Below are 21,087 nucleotides of genomic sequence, written 5' to 3'. Positions count from 1 at the left end.
TCACATGGGATTTTTCAGTAGTAATAAAGATATGGGTATAGATTTAGGAACAGCAAATACTTTAGTATTTGTAAAAGGTAAAGGTATAGTTTTAAGTGAACCTTCAGTTGTGGCAATAAATACTACAACTAGAAAACTTTTAGCAGTAGGGGCAGAGGCAAAATTAATGATAGGAAGAACTCCTGGAAATATAGTAGCTATAAGACCGTTAAAAGATGGAGTAATAGCTGATTTTGATATAGCTCAAACAATGCTTAAAAAATTAATAGAAAAAGTAACAAGTAAGAGTGCTTTCACAAGCCCAAGAATAATAGTATGTTATCCATCAGGGGTTACAGAAGTTGAAAGAAGAGCTATTGAAGACGCAGCTAAGTTTGCTGGAGCAAGAGATGTTGTTTTAATGGAAGAACCAATGGCAGCAGCTATAGGAGCAGGTCTTCCAGTTGCAGAACCAACAGGAAGTATGATTGTTGATATCGGTGGAGGTACAACGGAAGTAGCTATAATTTCACTTGGTGGAATTGTTACTAGTAAGTCGTTAAGAGTTGCTGGAGACGAATTAGATCAATCAATTATTGCTTATGTTAAAAAAGAATTTAATTTATTAATAGGTGAAAGAACATCAGAACAAATCAAAATGGAAATAGGTTCAGCTTATAAAACAGAAGAAGAAAACATTGAGATGGAAATAAAAGGAAGAGATATGATTACTGGATTACCTAAAATAGTGGTAATAACAGAAGATCAAATAAGAGATGCATTAAAAGATCCGGTAATAGCTATTGTAGAGGCTATTAAAACAACATTAGAAAGAACTCCACCAGAACTTGCATCAGACATAATGGATAAAGGAATAATGCTAACGGGTGGAGGCGCTTTATTAAAGGGATTGGATCAACTTATAAGAAACGAAACAAATATGCCTGTTCATATTGCAGAATCACCACTTGATTGTGTAGTACTTGGAGCAGGAAAGGCGCTAGAAAATTTTGATGAGTTAAATAGGAGTCAAAGAGGTCAATAATGAAGATTTTTAAAAATAAACTGGCAGTTACTATAATAGTACTGTCAGTTGCCTTTTTTGGCATAATTATTTATACTATAAAAAGTGATCAAAAGGGTGCAATATCAGGTGGCGCAGGTACTGTGGTAAGTCCTTTGCAGAAAATTGTTTATGGAGCAAATAGTAAATTAAAAGGATTTGCAGACTTTTTATTAAATTTCTCTGAAGTAAAAGCGGAAAATAAAAGTCTAACAAGTTCTAATATTGAATTAGAAAATAAATTATTAGAGTATAATAATTTAAAAGAAGAAAATGAACGTCTTAGAGAGGTTTTCAAATTAACTGAAAGTAAAGATAATTACACTTATTTAGGGTGTAATATTATAGGCGACAGTGGTGGAAACTTTCTAGATGGATATACTATAGATAAAGGTGAAAAAAATGGAATCACAAAGGACATGATTGTGATATCAGCTAAGGGGTTAGTAGGTCAGGTAATTTCAACAGGAAGCAATTGGAGTATAGTAGAAACCTTAACAAGTCCTAATATATCAGTTGCGATAATGGTTGATAGTACAAGAGATTCAACTGGGATTTTAAAAGGGTATAAAGATAAAAAAAATAATAATATAGTTAAAGTTGAAAATATTCTTCTAGATTCTAAAATCAAAGAAGGCGATGTAATAATGACCTCAGGCCTTGGAATGATTTACCCTAAGGAAATAAGAATTGGTGAGGTTATGTCAGTTGAAACTGATAATGTTAAGGTTATGAAAAGTGCAATAATTAAACCTTATGTAGACTTTAATAAGTTAGAAGAATTATTTGTTGTTATTCCTAGTGAAACAAGGGATATTAAATATGATTAAGAGGTAATATATGAAAAATTGGGTGGTTATTTTAGTTTCAATAATACTATTAATATTAGATAATTCTCTTATGCCATTCTTAGCTATAAGAGGGGCTTTTCCAAGCTTATTATTTATATTTGCTATTAGCTACTCCTTAGTTAAAGGTGGTACAGAAGCTGTAATAGTAGGTGCTTTTAGTGGAATTCTCCAAGATATATTCTTTTATAACGGGATGGGGATAAATTCGCTTTCAAATCTATTATTATGTGTACTAGCCGCCTTTGTAGGAGAAAATATATTCAAAAATAAAAGGCTTATACCTGTATTAACTATGTTTATAGTATCAATAATTAAAGTTGGTGTAGTCTATATATTTATAAAGGTTAATGGTAATGATATTAATATTAGAATGGCGTTACTATCGTCCGTATATAATGCAATTGTATTGTTCTTTGGGTATAATTTTGTTTTAAAACTTTGTGATAAAGAATATAAAAAAAGTTCATGGAGGTTTAGATGATAGTTCAAAAGCCAAGAAAGAAAAAAAAGTTATCAAGATATACTGTTTTAAATATAATAATGTTAACTATATTTGGGATAATAGTTATAAAATTATTGTATCTTCAAGTTTATAAGTATGATGATTATAAAGAAAGAGCTGATGTTAGTTCAACAAGATTTGTTGCTGAAAAGGCACCACGGGGAAAAATATATGACAGTAAAGGAAATATATTAGCAACTAATACTCAAACATATACACTAACATATACAAAAACTGACGAGTCACAAGAAAGATTTTATGAGACTATGGATAAAGTTTTTAAAATATTATCAGAAAATAGTGAAAAATTTCAGGATGATTTATTGTTGAAAATTGATGGTAATGGGAAATTTTATTACGACTTTAAAACAACTAGTGCAGATAGTAGAAAAGCCGTAGAAAAATTATTTAAGCGAGATAGAGGCTTACATGAAGGAGTTCAAAAGAAATTATTTAAAGATGAAAAAGGTGATTTAACTGATACGCAAATAGATAAAATTAATGAAGAATTACTTAAAATGACACCTGAAGATACTTTTTATGAACTAGTTAAAACATATGATATGTACGAGTTGATTTTAAATCCTAATCTAAACCAAGAAGGAAAAGAAAAAGAAAAAGAAGCTGAAATAAAAAAATATACAAATATGACTGGTAAGGAAATAACAGATTTATTACTAGAAAAATATTCTATTAATGATTTAAGAAATTATATGGTTATTAAGGATACTATAAAAATGCAAAGTTTTAAAGGTTATAGAGCGGTAACTATTGCAAATAATATCAAAAGAGATACAGCATTTATAGTTGAACAAAAACTTAATGATCTTCCTGGTATAGCTGTTAGTTTAACACCTATAAGATTGTATCCTTATAAAAATTTAGGCTCATCAGTTTTAGGATATATGTCCTCTATTGGTAGTTGGGAAGAAAGCACTTATGAATTACAAGGATACGATGCATCTTCAGATTTAATTGGTACTGCAGGGATAGAATCTGCATTTGAAGAACAGTTAAAAGGAACTAAAGGTGGATCTACCATAAAGGTAAACTCTAAAGGTAAAGAAACTGAAAAATTATTTGAACTTGAATCATATCAAGGAAACAATGTTCATTTAACTATTGATAAAGATGTACAATATGCAGCTCAACAATCTCTTGCAGATCAGATAAATGCATTAACTACTACTGGGGTTAATGCAGAACAACCATGGAAAAGTGCCACTAGAGGTGCAGTAGTTGCAATAGAAGTTAAGACAGGAAGAATATTAGCTTTAGCTAGTTATCCTGACTATGATCCCAACTTATTTGCAATACCAGGGCAATTAACTCCAGAACAAAGTGAAAAGTATTTTAATCCTGATTTAGAGAAGTTTGGTAAAGAATTTATATCTAAGACAGGTGCTACAGGTGGTTTGGATAAGTTGTTTTATAAAGATGAAGAGTCTGGAATTAGAGACGATTCAAATGATGTTTATCCAAGAAGTTTCTATAATTATGCAACTCTTGGATTGATTCCACCAGGTTCAGCCTTTAAACCAGTAACGGCAGTTGCGGGGCTTCAAGAAGGAGTTTTTGCTATCGGAGAAACTATATTTGATACGGGGATATTTGATATACATCCAGAGATAGGATATAAACCTAAAAATTATGGAGGAATAGGTAATCAGGATACTGATATAAAAAAAGCATTAGAAAAATCATCAAATTTCTATTTCTTTGAAACTGAATATAGACTATACAATAAATATAATGGTGGAATTGAAGCTCAAAATAAACTAGCTGAATATGCATGGAAATTTGGACTTGGAAGTGATCCAAACGGAAAGCAAAAACTAGGAACTGGAATAGAAATTCCAGAACGTATAGGTACAATGTATTCTTTTGAAGAATACAAATCAGCTAAAATATCAACGTCAATGTATGCATTTGTAAATGCATTTAAAAAGGGCGAATATACTGGGCGTACATTTATACCCTTTGATATTGAAAAATTAGATGATGATTCAGATGAATTAAAGGCAGCGAAACAAGCTCTTAAAGACAAAATTTTAGCAAGATTAGAATTAGTAGGTGTAGATGTTGAAAAAGCTACTGATGATGAATTTAACAAAAGTGTTGAACCGGAGATACTTAAAATTATGAAGTTATCAACTAAGTACAAAGAGACTATTGATAGCTATGAAAAGGAAAAGGGAATAAAGGTTGATTTAGAAAATGAAGTAGCTAAATTAGCAAATGCAGTAACCTTATTTACAATAGATCAAAAGACTGAAATGACAAATATAGCAGAACCTATAAATGCAGCTATTGGTCAGGGGATAAGTAATTTCACACCTCTTGAACTAGCTAACTATATGGCTACTTTAGCTAATAATGGTGTAAGAAATAGAGTTCGGTTAGTTGATAAAATAACTACACAAGATGGTGAAGTTGTTAAAGAATTTGAAACAGAACAAGTTGATAAAGTAGATATTGATCCACAAAATTATGCAGCAATTAAAGAAGGTATGCGGAGAGTTACTAATTCAGGTGGATACGCTCAAACTGTATTCGATGGATTTCCTATAAAAACAGCATCTAAAACAGGAACTGCAGATTTTCGTAGTGATGATGAAAAATATAAAGAAATTGGCAGACAGCCTTATGCAACATTTGGTGGCTTTGCTCCACTAGATGATCCTAAAATAGCTGTTTTCTCAGTTATTTATGATGCTAGTAGAGGTAGTTTTGCATCAATGCCAGCAAGAGCAGTATATGAAGCTTACTTCAAAGATGAATTAATAAAAATGGATCCTAATTATCCAAGTAAATCTTCAATGTTTAAAAAATATGTAACTGATTCACCTTATAAGGACAATAAAGATACGCTGGAACCGGTGAAAACAGAGGAAATAAAAAAACCATAGTAGAAAATATTTTAAATAAGGACTTTGCATGCAAAGTCCTTATTTTTATATAAAAATATAATGAAGTTAAATTCTTATATAATACGAAAGTTATCGGTTTATGGTTAATTTAAATATGTTATTTATTGTTGTTTAATGCTATAATTATTAAGTACATAATTATAAGTATGTAAATTAAATTTATAATGGTTTTAAAAATTGGTGGAGGGTGACCAATGAATGATGATAGATTACAAATAAGAGGAACTAAAGAAGGTATAAATGCGATAATAGATATGGAAAAGTTTGATACCTTTGAGGAGATGCTAGATTTATTAATTGAAAAATTAACAGCTGGTAAAAGCTTCTATAGGGGATCTACCCTTAAAATAACAGCAAATCTTAAAAGAGTAAGTGAAGTAGATATTGAGAAATTAAAAGCAATTCTATTTGAAAAAATACTAATTAGAGATTGTATCCTTGAAGAAACCCAAATAGATAAAAAAGAAGAAATAGAAAAAGAAAATAAAATATTTAATGGTGTTTATGAAGGGAAAACTAAATTTTTAAAAAAGACAGTAAGAGGTGGACAATTAATAAATTATTCTGGTAATATTGTAATAATAGGTGATGTTAATAGTGGAGCAGAGGTCCATGCAGGTGGAAACATTATTGTAATGGGAAGAATTAAAGGGCTAGTGCATGCAGGTGTAGGTGGAAATAAAAAAGCTATAATTTCGGCATTAAGTCTTCAACCAGAAGTACTACAAATTGCTAATATAATAACAATATCACCTGATGATAGTCAAAAGCCTAGCTATCCAGAAGTTGCAAAGATTAAGGATGATACAATAATTGTAGAACCTTATTTACCAAATAAATATATATATTAAAATCGGAGGTATAATGATATGGGAGTTTCTATAGTTATTACATCGGGTAAGGGTGGAGTTGGAAAAACAACAACAACTGCTAATATTGGAACAGCACTAGCTGCACTTGGAAATAAAGTAGTAGTAGTAGATGGTGATACAGGTCTTAGAAATTTAGATGTTTTACTAGGTCTAGAAAATAGAATAGTTTATACTATTGTGGATGTAATCGAAAATAGATGTAGACTTAAACAGGCTTTAATTAAAGATAAAAGATATCCAAGTCTTTGCTTATTACCAACAGCACAAACAAAGGATAAAGATGATATAAGTGCTCAAGATATGCTAAAGGTTGTTAAAAGTCTTAAAGAAGAATTTGATTATGTAATAATAGATTCTCCAGCGGGGATAGAACAAGGTTTTGAAAATGCAGTTATTGGTGCTGATAAGGCTATCATTGTAGTTAATCCAGAAATAACTTCTGTTAGAGATGCAGATAGAGTTATAGGGAAGCTTGATGCTAAGGGGCTTGATGATCATGCGGTAATAATTAATAGATTAAACTATGAAATGACTCAAAGAGGAGATATGTTAGACATATCTGATATTATAGAAACATTATCAGTTGAGTTATTAGGGGTTGTTCCTGATGATAGAAATATAACGGTTTCAACAAACAAGGGAGAACCTATAGTCTTAGATGAGAATTCTAATTCGGGGCAAGCATTTAGAAATATTGCTAAGAGATTAACAGGGATAGATGTTCCGTTAATGGATTTGAAAGAGCCAAGCGAAGGATTCTTCACATCGTTAAAGAAATTGTTTAAACGTAAGTAGGGGGGTATAAAAGGGTGGAATTTTTTAAGAAATTTTCAAATAAACCAACACCAAAAGAAGTTGCGAAAGATAGGCTAAAGTTAATACTAATACATGATAGGGGAGATTTACCTCAAGAAACCCTTGAAAAAATAAGAGTAGAAATATTAGCAGTAATATCTAAGTATATAGAGATAGATGTTGATGATGTGGAAATTGCAGTAAGTAAATCAGAGTCAGTTGATGGAAACAGTCCTTCTCTAGTTGCAAATATTCCAATTAGGAATGTAAAGGGAAGATAAAAGTGCTTTTGCACTTTTTTTTTATTCTTAAATTTTTATTAAATTTAGCTTATTTACTTAATTTATTATAGTGAAATATTTGATTTTAGGATATAATAATTAGAGAGTAACAAAGGAGCGAGATGGATTATGTTATCGAAATTTAAAATTAATTTTAAAATGTTAAGACAGCTAGATAAAACAGTGACAATTTCAATGGTATTATTAATACTTTTTGGTATTTTAAACATATATGTAGCTAGTAGAAGCGAGTATGGAACTATGTTTTTAAAGAGACAACTTATATGGTTTGTAGTATCTATGGTTGCACTATATTTTATGATAGCTATAGATTATTCAGTATTTAAAGCATACACCCCTTTATTTTATTGGGGATCTGTTGCATTACTTATATTAACTATGTTTATAGGAACAGATATAAATGGGGCAAGAGGTTGGATAAGATTAGGACCGGCATCTTTTCAACCATCGGAGCTTGCGAAAATGGCTACAATAATGATGCTAGGAAAACAATTAGAAGATATGGATGGAACTATAAATGAGCTTAAAAACTTTATGAAAATGGCATTTTATGCAGCGATACCAGCATTGTTTATAGTTACACAGCCGGATATGGGAATGACAATGGTTTTATTTTTTATAGTATTAGGAATTTTCTTTGTAGGTGGATTAGATATAAAGATACTAGGTGGGGGGTTACTTTCACTACTATTAGTTGTTATATTGGTATGGAACTCAGGGTTAATTCAAGATTACCAAAAAAAGAGGCTTACATCATTTACAAATCCTGAGGCAGATAGTTCTGATACTGGATATCATCTAAGACAATCTTTAATAAGTATTGGATCAGGTGGATTTATAGGAGTTAGAAATCCTGTAGTTGGAAATAAAACAAGCGGATATGCAGCTCAATATGTACCAGAAGTACAAACTGATTTCATTTTTGCATCAATAGGAGAGCAATGGGGAACACTTGGATGTATGTTTTTACTACTTCTATATGGAATGTTAATTTCTAAAATGGTAGCTATAGGAAGAACTGCAAAAGACAAATTTGGATCAATAATATGTGTAGGACTAGTTGCCTATTTCTTATTTGCAATACTCCAAAACATAGGAATGACAATAGGGCTTATGGCAATTACAGGAATAACACTTCCTCTTATTAGTTATGGAGGAACATCATTGTTAACTACTGTTCTATCAGTTGGATTAGTAATTAATATTGGTATGAGACGAAAGAGAATATATTTCTAGTAATCTTGAAGAGTCTTAGGAAAAATCGAACAAATAAAGAGCTAAATAATCATATGATTATTTAGCTCTTTATTTGTTTTATAGAATCTAGAAGGTATAAGAAATCTTCGAAAAATAACAAACTAAACTACTAATCTATCTTAAAAAAAATGACTAATATGTTCTAAAAATAGATAATGTTAAATATAATTTAATAATTACCTAAATGCTTGGAGGGTTTTAAATGGGAAGTTATGAAGAGGAATATAGAAAATATTATTCAAATACAAAAGCTAAATTGAATATTAAATCAGATAATAAATTATCTATAAATGAATCAGATTTAGAAAAGGAAGGAATATTAGATTTAAACTCAGCTAAGGATATATACCCTAAAACAAACTATAATAATGGAGACAGCAATATTTATAGAAAGGAAGAAAATAAAAGTAAGTACCTAGTGGAAGATTGCCAAGAGAGAGAATCATGCAAAGGAACAGGAACTTATAGAGGAATAAATAATTATAATAATTCAAACAGTTATAAAGGGGGAGATGGATATAACGGGAAAAATTATTATGGTTATAATGGAGTACATGATTTAAATGGTAAGGTAGAGGAGAAAAATCTGTTAGGGAAATGGGGAAATAGAATTATTTTTGAATTAGTACTAACAGTTGTATTATTTATTTGCGTAATAGGAATGAAAAGCTTGCCTTATAAAGAAGCAAAGACAGTGTATACAGCTTGCAAAGAAATAGTAAATAAAGATTTTGATTATAAAGAGTTTATAGAAGAGGTTAAAACAATTAATTTTATGGAAGAAATAGATAAGATTAAAGTGAGTTTAAAAATAGATGAGGCTATAAAAACAAAATCAGAAGATGTTATAGACAGTAAATTAGATGATGAGACAACCTCTGATGAAGTTAATTAAAGTATAAATTAGTGTGGTCTATTGCAAATTGATGTATTTGAAAGTAGATTGTAATTTTATAAGACATAAGCATTTATCAATTTTTAGGGAGATATAAATGAATAAAAAGACAAAAATATTTATAGCAGAAATAGTTTTGATTAGTATAATTTGTAGCTATAACAATATTTTTTTGTTAGCATTTTTATGGGTAATTTTGCATGAATTAAGTCATATGATAGTAGCTAGTTTAATAGGCTGTAAATTTAATAATATACAATTGCATATATTTGGTGCAAAAGCAGAACTGCTAGATTTAGAGGAATTTACAGATAAAAAGAAACTACTAATATATATAGCTGGTCCAGCATTTAATGGTATTATGGCTATAATACTTTTTATTATAGGATTAAATATAAAATCCTTTATAATAAATGAAAGTATAAATTTAAACATTGGGCTAGTATTTTTTAATTTATTGCCAGCATATCCCTTAGATGGTTCAAGGATTTATGAAATATTATTATCAAAAAGGATGTTGTATAAAAAAGCACAAAAAATAATGAGTATAGTTAGTTATTGTATGGCGGCATTTTGCTTTGCTACAGCCGTAGTAGGACTTATATTTCTACATAAATTTAATATCAGTAGTGTTATAGCTGGTATTATAATTATTTATATTACTAAATGCGAAAGCAGAGATACTATGTATATTATTATGGGAAACATAGTTAAGAAAAGAAAGTCATTAATTAAAAATAATTATATTGATAATAAAACTTTATCTGTATACTATAAGAATGGACTAGTTAATGTTTTAGGATTAGTAGATAGAAATAAATTTAATACCTTTTATGTATTAGATGAAGAAATGAAGCTTCTTTACATATTGAATGAAGATGAGTTAATAGAAGCATTGAAAATTCATGGAAATATAACATTGCAGGAATATATAAAAGAAAGACATGAGAGTTTGTAATTCATTTAAGAAGTTTTAAAAAAATAATGGAATACACTAGTTTAATTTCCACTATACGTGGTAGATTGGCTTGTTATTTTATTTAAATGCCTTACTTTTGAATAAGATATATGCTAAAATAGTTAGGGTATTAAAGAAGTATAGAAATATACTTCTTTTTTAATTGGAAGACATATAGGAGGAACTTAAATGAATAAAATTACAGATAATATTTTACATAAGGTTGAAAAGCCAGCTAGATATGTTGGTGGAGAAATGAATCAAACAATTAAGAATATAGATGAAGTTGACATAAGGTTTGCTTTTTGTTTTCCAGATGTTTATGAAGTTGGAATGTCACATTTAGGAACAAGAATACTTTATCACGTAATAAATCAAAGACAAGATACTTATTGTGAAAGAGTATTTACTCCATGGCCAGATATGGAACAACAATTAAGAATGAATAATATTTCATTATACGCACTAGAAAGTAAAGACCCTTTATCAAAGTTTGATATTTTAGGGTTTACACTTCAGTACGAATTGAGTTATACAAATATATTAAATATGCTAAACTTATCAGGAATAACTATAAGAGCTTCAGAAAGAGGCGAAGAAGAGCCTATAATTATGGCTGGTGGCCCATGTGCTTATAACCCAGAGCCCCTGTATGATATAGTAGATTTCTTTGAACTTGGTGAAGGTGAAGAAATAATGAATGAAGTTTTAGATATTTATAAAAAATATCAAAACAAGGGTAAAAAGAAAGAATTCTTAAGAGAAATATCAAAGTTAGGTGGAGTTTATGTACCTTCCCTTTATGATGTTACTTATAATGAAGATGGCACTATAAAGGAATTTACACCAAAGTATGATGATGTGCCTAAAACTGTTAAAAAGAGAATAGTTACAGATTTAGATAGCGTACAATTTCCAAGTGAGATGATAGTACCGTACACAGAAATAATACATGATAGAATAGTTTTAGAAACAGCTAGAGGATGTACAAATGGATGTAGATTCTGCCAGGCTGGTATGATATATAGACCAGTTAGAGAAAAAACTAGGGAAACATTACTTAAGCAAGCAAGAGACCTTGTAAATGAAACTGGATATAAAGAAATATCACTTGCATCATTAAGTATTTGTGATCACTCTGATATACAAAATATAGTTGCAGATTTAATTAACGAACATAGTGGGAAAAATATTGGAGTTGCACTACCTTCAATAAGGGTAGATGCTTTTTCTGTTGATTTAATAAAGGAAATTCAAAAGGTTAGAAAAACTGGATTAACTTTTGCACCAGAAGCTGGATCTCAAAGAATGAGAGATATAATAAATAAAGGATTAACAGAAGAAAAAATCTTAGAAGCTGCAGAAAGTGCTTTTAGATCAGGATGGAGTACCCTTAAGCTTTACTTTATGATTGGATTACCATATGAAGAATTATCAGATGCTACTGGTATTGGAGAGCTTGCTCAAAAAATAGCAGATATTTATTATTCAATTCCAAAGGCAGAAAGAAATAAAGGATTAAAAATTAATGTTAGTACTTCAATATTAATACCAAAGGCATTTACACCATTCCAATGGGCTGCAATGGCAAGACCAGAAGAAATCCAAGAGAGAATAAGTGCAGTTCGTGATGCTATAAAATCAATGGCTATAAACTATAAATACCATTCACAAAAGACTTCATTTATGGAATCTGTATTTGCAAGAGGAGATAGAAGAGTTTGTGATGTATTAATTAAAGCTTATGAAAATGGCGCTAAATTTGATGGGTGGTCAGAATACTTTAATTATCATATATGGGAAGAGGCAATGGAAGAATGTGGGTTAGATCCTGAATTTTATGTTTATAGAGAAAGAAGCTACGAAGAAGTACTTCCTTGGGACTTTATAGAAATAGGAGTAACTAAAAAATATCTTCAGCAAGAAAATGAAAAAGCTAAGAGAGTAGAACTTACAAAAAACTGTATAGAAGGCTGTACTGGTTGTGGAGTTAATGTAAGCTTTAAAGAAGGGGAGTGTTTTCAAGGTGCGTTACGTAATTAAGTATACTAAAGGTGCTGATATAAAATTTATATCTCATTTAGATTTAATGAGAATAATACAAAGAATTATAAGAAGAACAGATATACCAATAAAGTATTCAAAGGGATTTAATCCTCATATGGCTATATCTATAGCTCAACCACTATCTGTGGGAGTATATTCAGATGGTGAATATATGGATATTGTTTTAGATGGAGAATTAAACGAAAATGAAATAATTGAGAAATTAAATGAAAAAACAGTTAGAGGAATTAGATTTCTTGAAGCTAAGAAGGTTAGAGAAGTGTTAGAGGGCGAAAAGAAACTTCCACAAGCAATGGCTCTTTTAGATGCAGTTAGATGCACAATAAAAATGCCTATTTCATCAGAAGAAGGTATTACAAAGAAACTAGAAGAAATATTAGCACAAGAATCTTGGGTAACAATGAAAAAGAGTAAGAAGGGTCCTAAAGAAGCTGATATAAGACCCTTTGTTAAGGATATTAAGTGTTATGTTGAAAGTGGTAATTTAGTAATAAATACATTAATTGCCACAGGAAGCCGTGAACATTTATCACCTGATCTTTTAGCAAGATATATAAAAAGTAACATTGAAAATGTAATAGAAGATGAATTTATAGATATAAAAAGAGAAGAAATGTATGTGTTAAGAGATGAAGAATACATTCCTCTTTATAAAAGTATATAGGAAGTGTTAGCATGAGAGATATATTTATTGAAAGAGGAAAAAACCTTTTAAGGGTAGCTATAAAGGAAAAAGCAATTTTAACAGAGTGCTTTGTAGAAGAATGTTCCAAGGAACCCCAAATAGGTGAAATATACAAGGGCAGAGTAAAAACTATACTTCCAGGTATTAATTCTATATTTGTAGATATAGGATTAAAAAAAGAAGGATATATGTATCTAAGTAATGAAATTAAAAGCCAAGGTATAAAAAAAGGACAGGAAATTTTAGTTGAAATAGTAAAAGAACCATTAGGTAGTAAAGGTGCTAAGTTAACTAATAAAGTGAGTATACCTGGAAGTTTTATGGTTTTATCATTAGGTGGAAAAGGCATTACATTCTCAAAAAGAATAAGTAATAGTGAAGCAAAAGAAAAAATAGAAGAATTTATAAAACCTATTGATGGTTTAGAAGTAACTATAAGAACTGATGCTGTATCAGCATCAAAAGAAGATATGTTATGTGAACTACAAACTCTTTTAGAAGAAGTACGTGGTCTTGAAAGAAAACTTAATTATAGCTTAAACCTTGGTAAGATCTATGGCGATAATTTAATATTAAACAAAATATTAAGAGAAAATTTAGGTAATAAAACTAATATTGTAGTAGATAATGAAGAAGATTTTAAAGATATAAAAGAGGCAGTTAATAAAAAAGAAAATATAAATATAAGTTTATTTAATGAAAGTAGAAGTCTTTTTGATTATTATGGAATAGAAAAAGAAATAATTAAACTTAGACATAATAAAGTTAACTTAAATTGCGGAGGAAGTATTGTAATAGATAAAACTGAAGCAATGAACGTTATAGATGTTAATACAGGTAAAAATACTAAAGGTAGATCTTTTGATAAAATAATTTTAGAAACAAATCTAGAAGCTGCTAAAGAGATAGGTAGACAAATAATGCTTAGAAACTTAAGTGGTATTATAGTAATTGATTTTATAGATATGAGAGATTTTTCTCATAAAGCAATTGTAATGAATGCTTTAAAAGAAGCTCTAAGTCCAGATAAAGGAAATATAAAAATATTTCCATTTACAGAACTTGATTTAGTTCAAATAGCTAGAAAAAGAAGAGGGAAATCTATTTATGATTATTTAGAAGAACCTTGTTTAAGGTGTAAGGGAAATGGAGAGGTTCTTAAAATTTCTTACATAGAAAATTTATTGAGAAATGAAATTATAAAATCAAACATAGATAACGATATAGAAGACTTCTATATTGAATTAGATAAAAACTATGAAGAAATAGTAACTGGAGATTTATTTAATTTTCTAAGAAATATTGAGGGGTTAAATAAGGAAATATATCTAAATTTCGCTTGTGGAATCGAAGGATATAAAATAGAACCTTTGATTTTTCAAAGTCAAAAAGAAAACCTTAAAAATTTCAAAATAAAAGGTTATGAAAAATGCGAATAAACTTCTTTACAAATACTATGTTAATATGATAAAATGGCAGATGTAAACCGCACATATGAGGTTTTTAAAGAAACAAAGTTTAGAACTTTGTACCTCGGTTGGCGAGACCGTTATGAGGAGGTGTTTTAATGTACGCAGTAGTAAAGACAGGTGGAAAGCAATTCAGAGTTTCTGTAGGTGACGTATTATTCGTTGAAAAATTAATTGCTGAGGTAGACTCAACAGTTGAATTAACTGAAATATTAGCTGTTTCAAATGGTGAAACTTTAACAGTTGGGAAACCAATGGTTGAAGGTGCTAAAGTTTTAGCTAAGGTTGTTGCTCAAGGAAAAGCTAAGAAAGTAATTGTTTTTAAGTATAAGAGAAAGAAAGATTACAGAAGAAAAAATGGACATAGACAACCATATACTAAGATATTAATTGAAAAAATCGAAGCTTAATTATTATGATTAAAGTAACGATATTTCAAAAAGATAATATTTCTTATGGATTTAAGATAAAAGGTCATGCCTTATCTAGAGAACAGATGGAAAGTGAAACAGGTGATGTATATGACTTGATTTGCAATTCAGTATCTGTATTATCTCAAAGTGCTGTTATAGGCCTTACGGAAGTTTTAAAACTACCAATAAAGTATGATACTGAAGATGGATTCTTACATATGAATTTATTTAATCTTAAAGAAGAAGAAGTTAAGAGTGCGCAAATTTTACTTTTAACCTTTGAAAAAAGTTTGGAAAGTGTAATTATGTCTCTTAAATCTAGTTTTGGAAAAAACAAATGTAATGAATATATAAAATTATTTAAAAAGGAGGTGCAAGATATATGTTAATGATGAACCTTCAATTATTTGCCCACAAAAAAGGGGTAGGTAGCTCAAGGAATGGTAGAGATTCACATTCAAAGAGATTAGGATCTAAGGCTGCAGACGGAGAATTCGTTTTAGCTGGAAATATTCTATATAGACAAAGAGGAACTAAGATTCACCCTGGTACTAATGTAGGTAGAGGTGGAGATGATACTTTGTTTGCTACTGAAGATGGAATCGTAAGATTCGAAAGATTGGGTAGAGACAAGAAAAAGGTTAGCATTTACCCTGTAAGTGTTGAAGAAATAGTGGAAAAGATAGCTGAATAATTATATTTTTCATAAAGCACCCTACACTAGGGTGCTTTTTATGTTAAAAAGATAAAAAGTAATAATGCAAAATTTCTTTTTTTATTTATGTTATTATAAATATTGATAAGTAATGCAATAATATAAGATATAACATTAATTAAAATAAAAAATTTACAAAAAAGGATAGGTGATCATATGTTTATTGATAGATCCAAGATATTTATTAAATCAGGAGATGGTGGTAATGGTGCGGTTTCTTTTAGAAGAGAAAAATACGTGCCACTTGGTGGTCCAGATGGTGGAGATGGTGGAAGAGGTGGAAGTATAATATTCAGAGTTGATACTGGTATTACTACACTTTTAGATTTTAAATTCACTAAGAAATTTGTAGCTAAAGATGGAGAAAGAGGTTCAAAATCAAAATGCTACGGTAAAGATGCAGACGATTTATACATAACAGTTCCACTTGGAACTCTTATTAGAGATTTTGAAAGTAATAAAGTAATAGCAGATCTTTCAGATAAAGAAGACGTTTTTGTTTTCTTAAAAGGTGGTCAAGGTGGTAAGGGGAACTGTAAGTTCTGTACACCAACAAGGCAAGCACCACATTTTGCTGAACCTGGAATGCCAGGAGAAGAAATGTGGTTAACTTTAGAATTAAAATTACTTGCAGACGTTGGGCTTGTAGGTTTCCCTAATGTAGGTAAATCAACATTGTTATCAACAGTAACTGCAGCTAAACCAAAGATAGCTAACTATCACTTTACAACAATAAGACCAAATCTTGGAGTTGTTAAAGCTGGCGGTGTTAATGCTTTTGTTATGGCAGATATTCCAGGAATAATTGAAGGAGCATCAGACGGTGTTGGGTTAGGACTTGATTTCTTAAGACATATAGAAAGAACTAGACTATTAATTCATATTGTTGATATTTCAGGAATGGAAGGTAGAGAGCCTTTTGAAGATTTTAACACAATAAATGAAGAACTTAAAAAATACTCAGTTAAGCTTTGGGATAGACCACAAATAATTGTTGCTAACAAAACAGATTTACTTTATGATGATTCAGTTTATGAAGAATTCAAAAGAAAGATGAATGAACTTGGATACGATAAAGTATTCAAAATGTCAGCAGCTACTAAAACTGGTGTTGAGGAAGTTATTAAAGAAGCGGCAGCTATGCTTCAAGCTATACCAATAACAGGATTAGAAATAACAGATGAAGAAAGATTCATCCCACAAGAGAAGAAGTTTACTTATACAATTCAACTAGAAAAGGGTGAAGAATCAGATACTTACTTCATTATTGGAAGTTTCGTAGATAGATTATTAAACACTGTAAATATTCATGATGCCGATTCATTAAGATACTTCCATAAAGTATTAAAGAATAAGGGTGTATTAGATGAATTAAGAGAAATGGGAATTAAGGATGGCGATATGGTAAGCCTTAATGACTTTGAATTTGAGTATATATTATAGGAGGAAATTAAATGTTGACAGGAAAGCAAAGAGCTCACTTAAGAGGATTAGCTAACGGTTTATCACCATTATTCCAAGTTGGTAAAAATGGTATAGAAGAAAACTTTATTAAACAAATAAAGGAATCTTTAGAAGTTAGAGAATTAATTAAGATAAAAGTTTTAGAAAACAGTGGATTAGAAACTAGAGCAGCTTCAGATGAAATCTGCAGAGCTGTAGGTTGCGAAGGAATCCAAGCAATTGGAAGTAAAATAGTTTTATACAAAAAATCATCAAAAAATCCGAAAATAGAAGTGCCGGAAGTTAAGAAGAAAAAGAAATAGTATGAAAAGAGTTGGTATAATAGGTGGAACCTTTAACCCTATTCATTTGGCTCACTTGTATATTGCATATGAGTCGAAGGACCAGTTAAGTTTAGATAAGGTGATTTTTATACCCACAGGAAGCCCCCCTCACAAAGATAATAGAGGTGTAATTAGGGCTTCCTTAAGGTATTCAATGGTAGAAAAGGCGATAGCTTCTTATGATGGATTTGAGATAAGTGACTATGAAATACAAAAGATAGGTTATAGCTACACTCATGAAACTTTAGAAAAATTTAAAACAAATGATTGTGAATTGTTTTTTATAACAGGCGCAGATTGTTTAATGGATATTGAAAAATGGAAGTATCCAGAAAAGATATTAGAACTATGTACTTTTGTAGTATTTACAAGAAGTGGATATGATAATATGAAATTACAGGAGCAAAAGAAAAATATAGAAAAAAAGTATAACACAAATATTAAATTTTTAGATATAATAGATTTAGAAATCTCATCATCTATGATTAGAGAAAGAATTAAAGAAGATAAAAGAATTGATTTTTTTGTGCCAAAAGATGTTTTAGATTTCATTATAGAAAAAAATCTATATAAGGAGATATAATATGTGGGATATAGATAAGATAAAAGCTTACCTTGAAGAAAATTTAACAGAAAGTAGATATATTCATACCTTAGGAGTTATAGAAACAGCAAAGGCTTTAGCTAGTATAAATAAGATAGACTTGGAAAAAGCAGAAATAGCGGCTCTAGCTCATGATGTAGCTAAGAATATGAATATAGAAACAATGAGGCAAATAATTGAGGAACATAATATAAAATTGCCATATGAAACCTTGAAAACACCAGAGTTATGGCATAGTATTATTGCACCGATTATTGGAGAAGAAGTTTTTCAAATAGAGGATAGGGACATATTAAATGCTATGAGATGGCATACTACAGGAAGAGAAAATATGACTACCTTAGAAAAAATTATCTATATGGCAGATATGATAGAGCCAAAACGGAGCTTTCAAGGGGTAGAAGAATTAAGAAAAGCTACCTTTGAAAATTTAGATAAAGGATTTATAATGGCGTTAAACCATACTATAAATTACTTGTTAAATAAAGGGTTTTGTATAGATGTTAATACTATAGAAGCTAGAAATTTTATTATATTAAATAATAAATAAGCATTTTTTTCAAGATATCTAATGAAATATATATCATTTAGATTAATTATTTACAGAGAAATGAGGTTTTTATAATGGGGAGAGATAGAAAGAAGTATAGTGAAGCTGGAGTTAGCACTAGTAAAGAAGTTGAAAGACGTAAAAAAAAGATGAAAATGAAAAAACAGATGAGGAGAAGACGAATTACAACATTAATAATCACCTTAATTATAGGAGCTATAATAGGTGGTGGAATTTATATTTACTCATTCTTATCTGGATTAAATAGTAGCAGTTTACCAGGAGCAGTAGATCCTATTGGTAAAAATCCTGTAAACATTCTTGTGTTAGGAATGGACATAGGGGATGCAGATCAAGCAGAAAGTGAAGTTGGAAGACGAACAGATACAATGATGGTTCTAAATTATAATCCAACTACTAAAAAGGCGAAAATTGTATCGGTACCAAGAGATACAATGATAGAAGTAAATGGTGCAGTTGGTGAAAATGGGAAATTACAAAAATATTGGAAAATGAATGCGGCTTATGCTATTGGCGGAGATGAAGAAGTTACAAATCAAATACAGGATATTTTAGAAATCCAAATTAACTATCTAGTAAAAATTGATTATAATGCATTTAGAAATATAATAGATGCTATTGGTGGGGTAGAAATGTATATAGATCAAGATATGTACTATGATGATGATGGTCAGGATCTTCATATAAACTTTAAGGCTGGAGAAACTGTTAATTTGGATGGGAAAAAGGCAGAGGAATTCTTTAGATGGAGAAAAAATAACGATGGTACAGGATTTGCAAATGGTGATTTAGATAGAATTGAAAATCAACAAAAGTTTGTTAAAAAAGTTATAGAAAAATGTATTTCACCATCAGTAGTTGTTAAAATACCTAAAATATTGAATGTTGTAAAGGCTAGTTTAGAGACTAATTTAGATGCAAACCAAATGCTTAAATATGCAATGCAATTAGTAAAGCTAAGTAAAGAAGATGTTACAATGGCAACAGTACAAGGGGAAACCAAAGATATTTATGATCAATCTTTCTTTATATATGATAAAGAAATGAATTTAGAACTTTTAAAATCTTTACATTCAGGAGAAGGTGTAGATAGTTCTGATAAAACTGATATGGTAGATATATCAAAGATACAAATTAAATCGAATCTGAAAATAATGGTGTTAAATGCTACCAGTATAAATGGTTTAGCTGGTAAAGTTAAGGATAAAATGGATAATTTAGGATACGGAAATATTGAGACTGGCAATACAGAGCATCAAGATAAAAGTGTTATAATGACTGAAAATAAAGAAATCAAAGATTTTTTAAAGACTGATACGGATATAAAGAAAGTTGAAAAACTATCTAAAAAAGACTATCAAAATTATGATGTAGTAATTGTTCTTGGAAAAGACTATGATTTGTCTGGAGAGTAAATAATGTGTACTATAGAAAAAAAGGTAGAAGAAGAGCATAAGGGTAAAAAGATAAGATTGTTTTTAAAAGAGGATCTTGGTATCTCATCAAGAATGATAAGAAGTGCGTCCATTGAAAAAAGAATATTAGTTAATAAAGTTCCAGTGAAAATGGATTATCTTTTAAAAGTAAATGATAATGTTGTTGTTAATTTATTTAAAGAAGAAAGTCAAAATATTACACCGGAGCCTATGGATTTAGATATTGTTTATGAAGATGATGATATTATTGTAGTTAACAAAAGACCTAATATGATTGTTCATCCAACAAAAAATAATAAATCAGGAACTTTAGCTAATGGGCTTTTGCATTACTTCAAAGAAACAAACCAAAAATGTATTGTAAGGCTCGTAAGTAGGTTAGATATGGATACTTCAGGGTTAATAATAATTGCAAAACATCAATTTGCTCATATGCAGTTATCAAAAGATATGAGTGAAGATAAAATAGAAAAGCGATATATAGCAGTTGTTCATGGTAATTTAGAAAAACTAGAAGGTACAATAGATTTACCTATATATAGACCAGATGGAGAAGGGGCAGTAAGAAGAGTAATTGATAGTAGAGGTCAAAGAAGTATAACTCATTATAAGGTAGTTGAAAGGCTGAAAAATGCTGATATAGTTGAATGTATTTTAGAAACTGGAAGAACTCATCAAATAAGAGTGCATTTAAAAGCATTAGGGCATCCCATATACGGAGATACATTCTACGGTGATGAAAATGATAATGAGTTAATAAATAGGCAGGCATTGCATGCTTACGGCTTAAATTTAGAATCTCCTAGAACTAAGGAAGTTTTAGAACTTAGAGCAACATTACCAAGTGATATAGAAAACCTTATAAATCTATTAAAAGTATAAAAAACAGGCATTTAAATTTAATATAATTTAAATGCCTGTTTTTTTATGTTTTAT

At 29.7% G+C, this 21,087-nt stretch carries 22 protein-coding genes; all 22 read left to right on the top strand.

What is annotated here, in order from left to right; all coding sequences use genetic code 11:
- Positions 1-4: 4 nt before the first annotated feature.
- The 22 genes from J1C67_RS03165 to J1C67_RS03060 all read left to right on the top strand — a co-directional run bounded on the left by J1C67_RS03165 (position 5) and on the right by J1C67_RS03060 (position 21,033).
- Positions 5-1,024 (top strand): rod shape-determining protein, encoded by a 1,020-nt coding sequence (locus J1C67_RS03165; RefSeq protein WP_089968500.1) that lies wholly within the window; start codon positions 5-7, stop codon positions 1,022-1,024.
- Positions 1,024-1,872, top strand: a complete 849-nt coding sequence (mreC, locus tag J1C67_RS03160; protein ID WP_089968504.1) for a rod shape-determining protein MreC — start codon at positions 1,024-1,026, stop codon at positions 1,870-1,872. Before J1C67_RS03165 ends, mreC begins: the two co-directional genes overlap by 1 nt.
- 10 nt (positions 1,873-1,882) lie before the next feature.
- On the top strand, positions 1,883-2,374 hold the full coding sequence (mreD, locus tag J1C67_RS03155; protein ID WP_089968507.1) for a rod shape-determining protein MreD: 492 nt from the start codon (positions 1,883-1,885) through the stop codon (positions 2,372-2,374).
- Complete coding sequence (locus tag J1C67_RS19620) at positions 2,371-5,304, top strand: penicillin-binding transpeptidase domain-containing protein (RefSeq protein WP_167865753.1); 2,934 nt, start codon at positions 2,371-2,373, stop codon at positions 5,302-5,304. Before mreD ends, J1C67_RS19620 begins: the two co-directional genes overlap by 4 nt.
- A 215-nt stretch (positions 5,305-5,519) precedes the next feature.
- On the top strand, positions 5,520-6,176 hold the full coding sequence (minC, locus tag J1C67_RS03145) for a septum site-determining protein MinC (RefSeq protein WP_167865752.1): 657 nt from the start codon (positions 5,520-5,522) through the stop codon (positions 6,174-6,176).
- Between the two features lie 18 nt (positions 6,177-6,194).
- Positions 6,195-6,992: a septum site-determining protein MinD gene (minD, locus tag J1C67_RS03140; protein ID WP_167865751.1), complete on the top strand. Its 798-nt coding sequence runs from the start codon at positions 6,195-6,197 to the stop codon at positions 6,990-6,992.
- A 14-nt stretch (positions 6,993-7,006) separates the two neighbouring features.
- Entirely contained in the window at positions 7,007-7,273 is a 267-nt protein-coding gene (gene minE / locus J1C67_RS03135; protein WP_089968520.1) for a cell division topological specificity factor MinE, read from the top strand.
- A 129-nt stretch (positions 7,274-7,402) separates the two neighbouring features.
- Positions 7,403-8,530, top strand: coding sequence for a rod shape-determining protein RodA (rodA, locus tag J1C67_RS03130; RefSeq protein ID WP_167865750.1), 1,128 nt, complete (start codon positions 7,403-7,405; stop codon positions 8,528-8,530).
- A 223-nt stretch (positions 8,531-8,753) separates the two neighbouring features.
- Entirely contained in the window at positions 8,754-9,446 is a 693-nt protein-coding gene (locus J1C67_RS03125; protein WP_167865749.1) for a hypothetical protein, read from the top strand.
- A gap of 97 nt (positions 9,447-9,543) precedes the next feature.
- On the top strand, positions 9,544-10,404 hold the full coding sequence (locus J1C67_RS03120) for a site-2 protease family protein (protein WP_167865748.1): 861 nt from the start codon (positions 9,544-9,546) through the stop codon (positions 10,402-10,404).
- Positions 10,405-10,593: 189 nt separating this feature from the next.
- On the top strand, positions 10,594-12,447 hold the full coding sequence (locus tag J1C67_RS03115) for a TIGR03960 family B12-binding radical SAM protein (protein ID WP_167865747.1): 1,854 nt from the start codon (positions 10,594-10,596) through the stop codon (positions 12,445-12,447).
- A complete protein-coding gene (locus tag J1C67_RS03110) occupies positions 12,431-13,135 on the top strand; it encodes a TIGR03936 family radical SAM-associated protein (protein WP_167865746.1) in 705 nt (234 codons plus the stop codon). Before J1C67_RS03115 ends, J1C67_RS03110 begins: the two co-directional genes overlap by 17 nt.
- An 11-nt stretch (positions 13,136-13,146) precedes the next feature.
- A complete protein-coding gene (locus tag J1C67_RS03105; RefSeq protein ID WP_167865745.1) occupies positions 13,147-14,595 on the top strand; it encodes an Rne/Rng family ribonuclease in 1,449 nt (482 codons plus the stop codon).
- Positions 14,596-14,723: 128 nt separating this feature from the next.
- On the top strand, positions 14,724-15,035 hold the full coding sequence (gene rplU / locus J1C67_RS03100) for a 50S ribosomal protein L21 (protein ID WP_089968542.1): 312 nt from the start codon (positions 14,724-14,726) through the stop codon (positions 15,033-15,035).
- A gap of 5 nt (positions 15,036-15,040) precedes the next feature.
- Positions 15,041-15,427, top strand: a complete 387-nt coding sequence (locus J1C67_RS03095) for a ribosomal-processing cysteine protease Prp (protein WP_089968546.1) — start codon at positions 15,041-15,043, stop codon at positions 15,425-15,427.
- Positions 15,421-15,732, top strand: a complete 312-nt coding sequence (rpmA, locus tag J1C67_RS03090) for a 50S ribosomal protein L27 (RefSeq protein WP_089968549.1) — start codon at positions 15,421-15,423, stop codon at positions 15,730-15,732. Before J1C67_RS03095 ends, rpmA begins: the two co-directional genes overlap by 7 nt.
- 177 nt (positions 15,733-15,909) lie before the next feature.
- A complete protein-coding gene (obgE, locus tag J1C67_RS03085) occupies positions 15,910-17,196 on the top strand; it encodes a GTPase ObgE (protein WP_089968552.1) in 1,287 nt (428 codons plus the stop codon).
- Between the two features lie 11 nt (positions 17,197-17,207).
- A complete protein-coding gene (gene yhbY / locus J1C67_RS03080; RefSeq protein ID WP_089968554.1) occupies positions 17,208-17,519 on the top strand; it encodes a ribosome assembly RNA-binding protein YhbY in 312 nt (103 codons plus the stop codon).
- 1 nt (position 17,520) lies between these two features.
- Positions 17,521-18,123: a nicotinate-nucleotide adenylyltransferase gene (nadD, locus tag J1C67_RS03075; protein WP_089968557.1), complete on the top strand. Its 603-nt coding sequence runs from the start codon at positions 17,521-17,523 to the stop codon at positions 18,121-18,123.
- Between the two features lies 1 nt (position 18,124).
- Positions 18,125-18,694, top strand: a complete 570-nt coding sequence (yqeK, locus tag J1C67_RS03070; RefSeq protein ID WP_089968560.1) for a bis(5'-nucleosyl)-tetraphosphatase (symmetrical) YqeK — start codon at positions 18,125-18,127, stop codon at positions 18,692-18,694.
- A 74-nt stretch (positions 18,695-18,768) separates the two neighbouring features.
- The gene (locus tag J1C67_RS03065; protein ID WP_089968564.1) at positions 18,769-20,130 is read left to right on the top strand and encodes an LCP family protein; all 1,362 of its coding nucleotides are present in this window, start codon (positions 18,769-18,771) and stop codon (positions 20,128-20,130) included.
- Positions 20,131-20,133: 3 nt separating this feature from the next.
- Positions 20,134-21,033, top strand: coding sequence for an RluA family pseudouridine synthase (locus J1C67_RS03060; RefSeq protein ID WP_089968567.1), 900 nt, complete (start codon positions 20,134-20,136; stop codon positions 21,031-21,033).
- The last annotated feature ends 54 nt before the right edge of the window (positions 21,034-21,087 follow it).

This window comes from Clostridium gasigenes (genome assembly GCF_017348895.1).
Lineage (GTDB): Bacteria > Bacillota > Clostridia > Clostridiales > Clostridiaceae > Clostridium > Clostridium gasigenes.
This window is presented reverse-complemented; position numbering and strand designations above follow the sequence as displayed.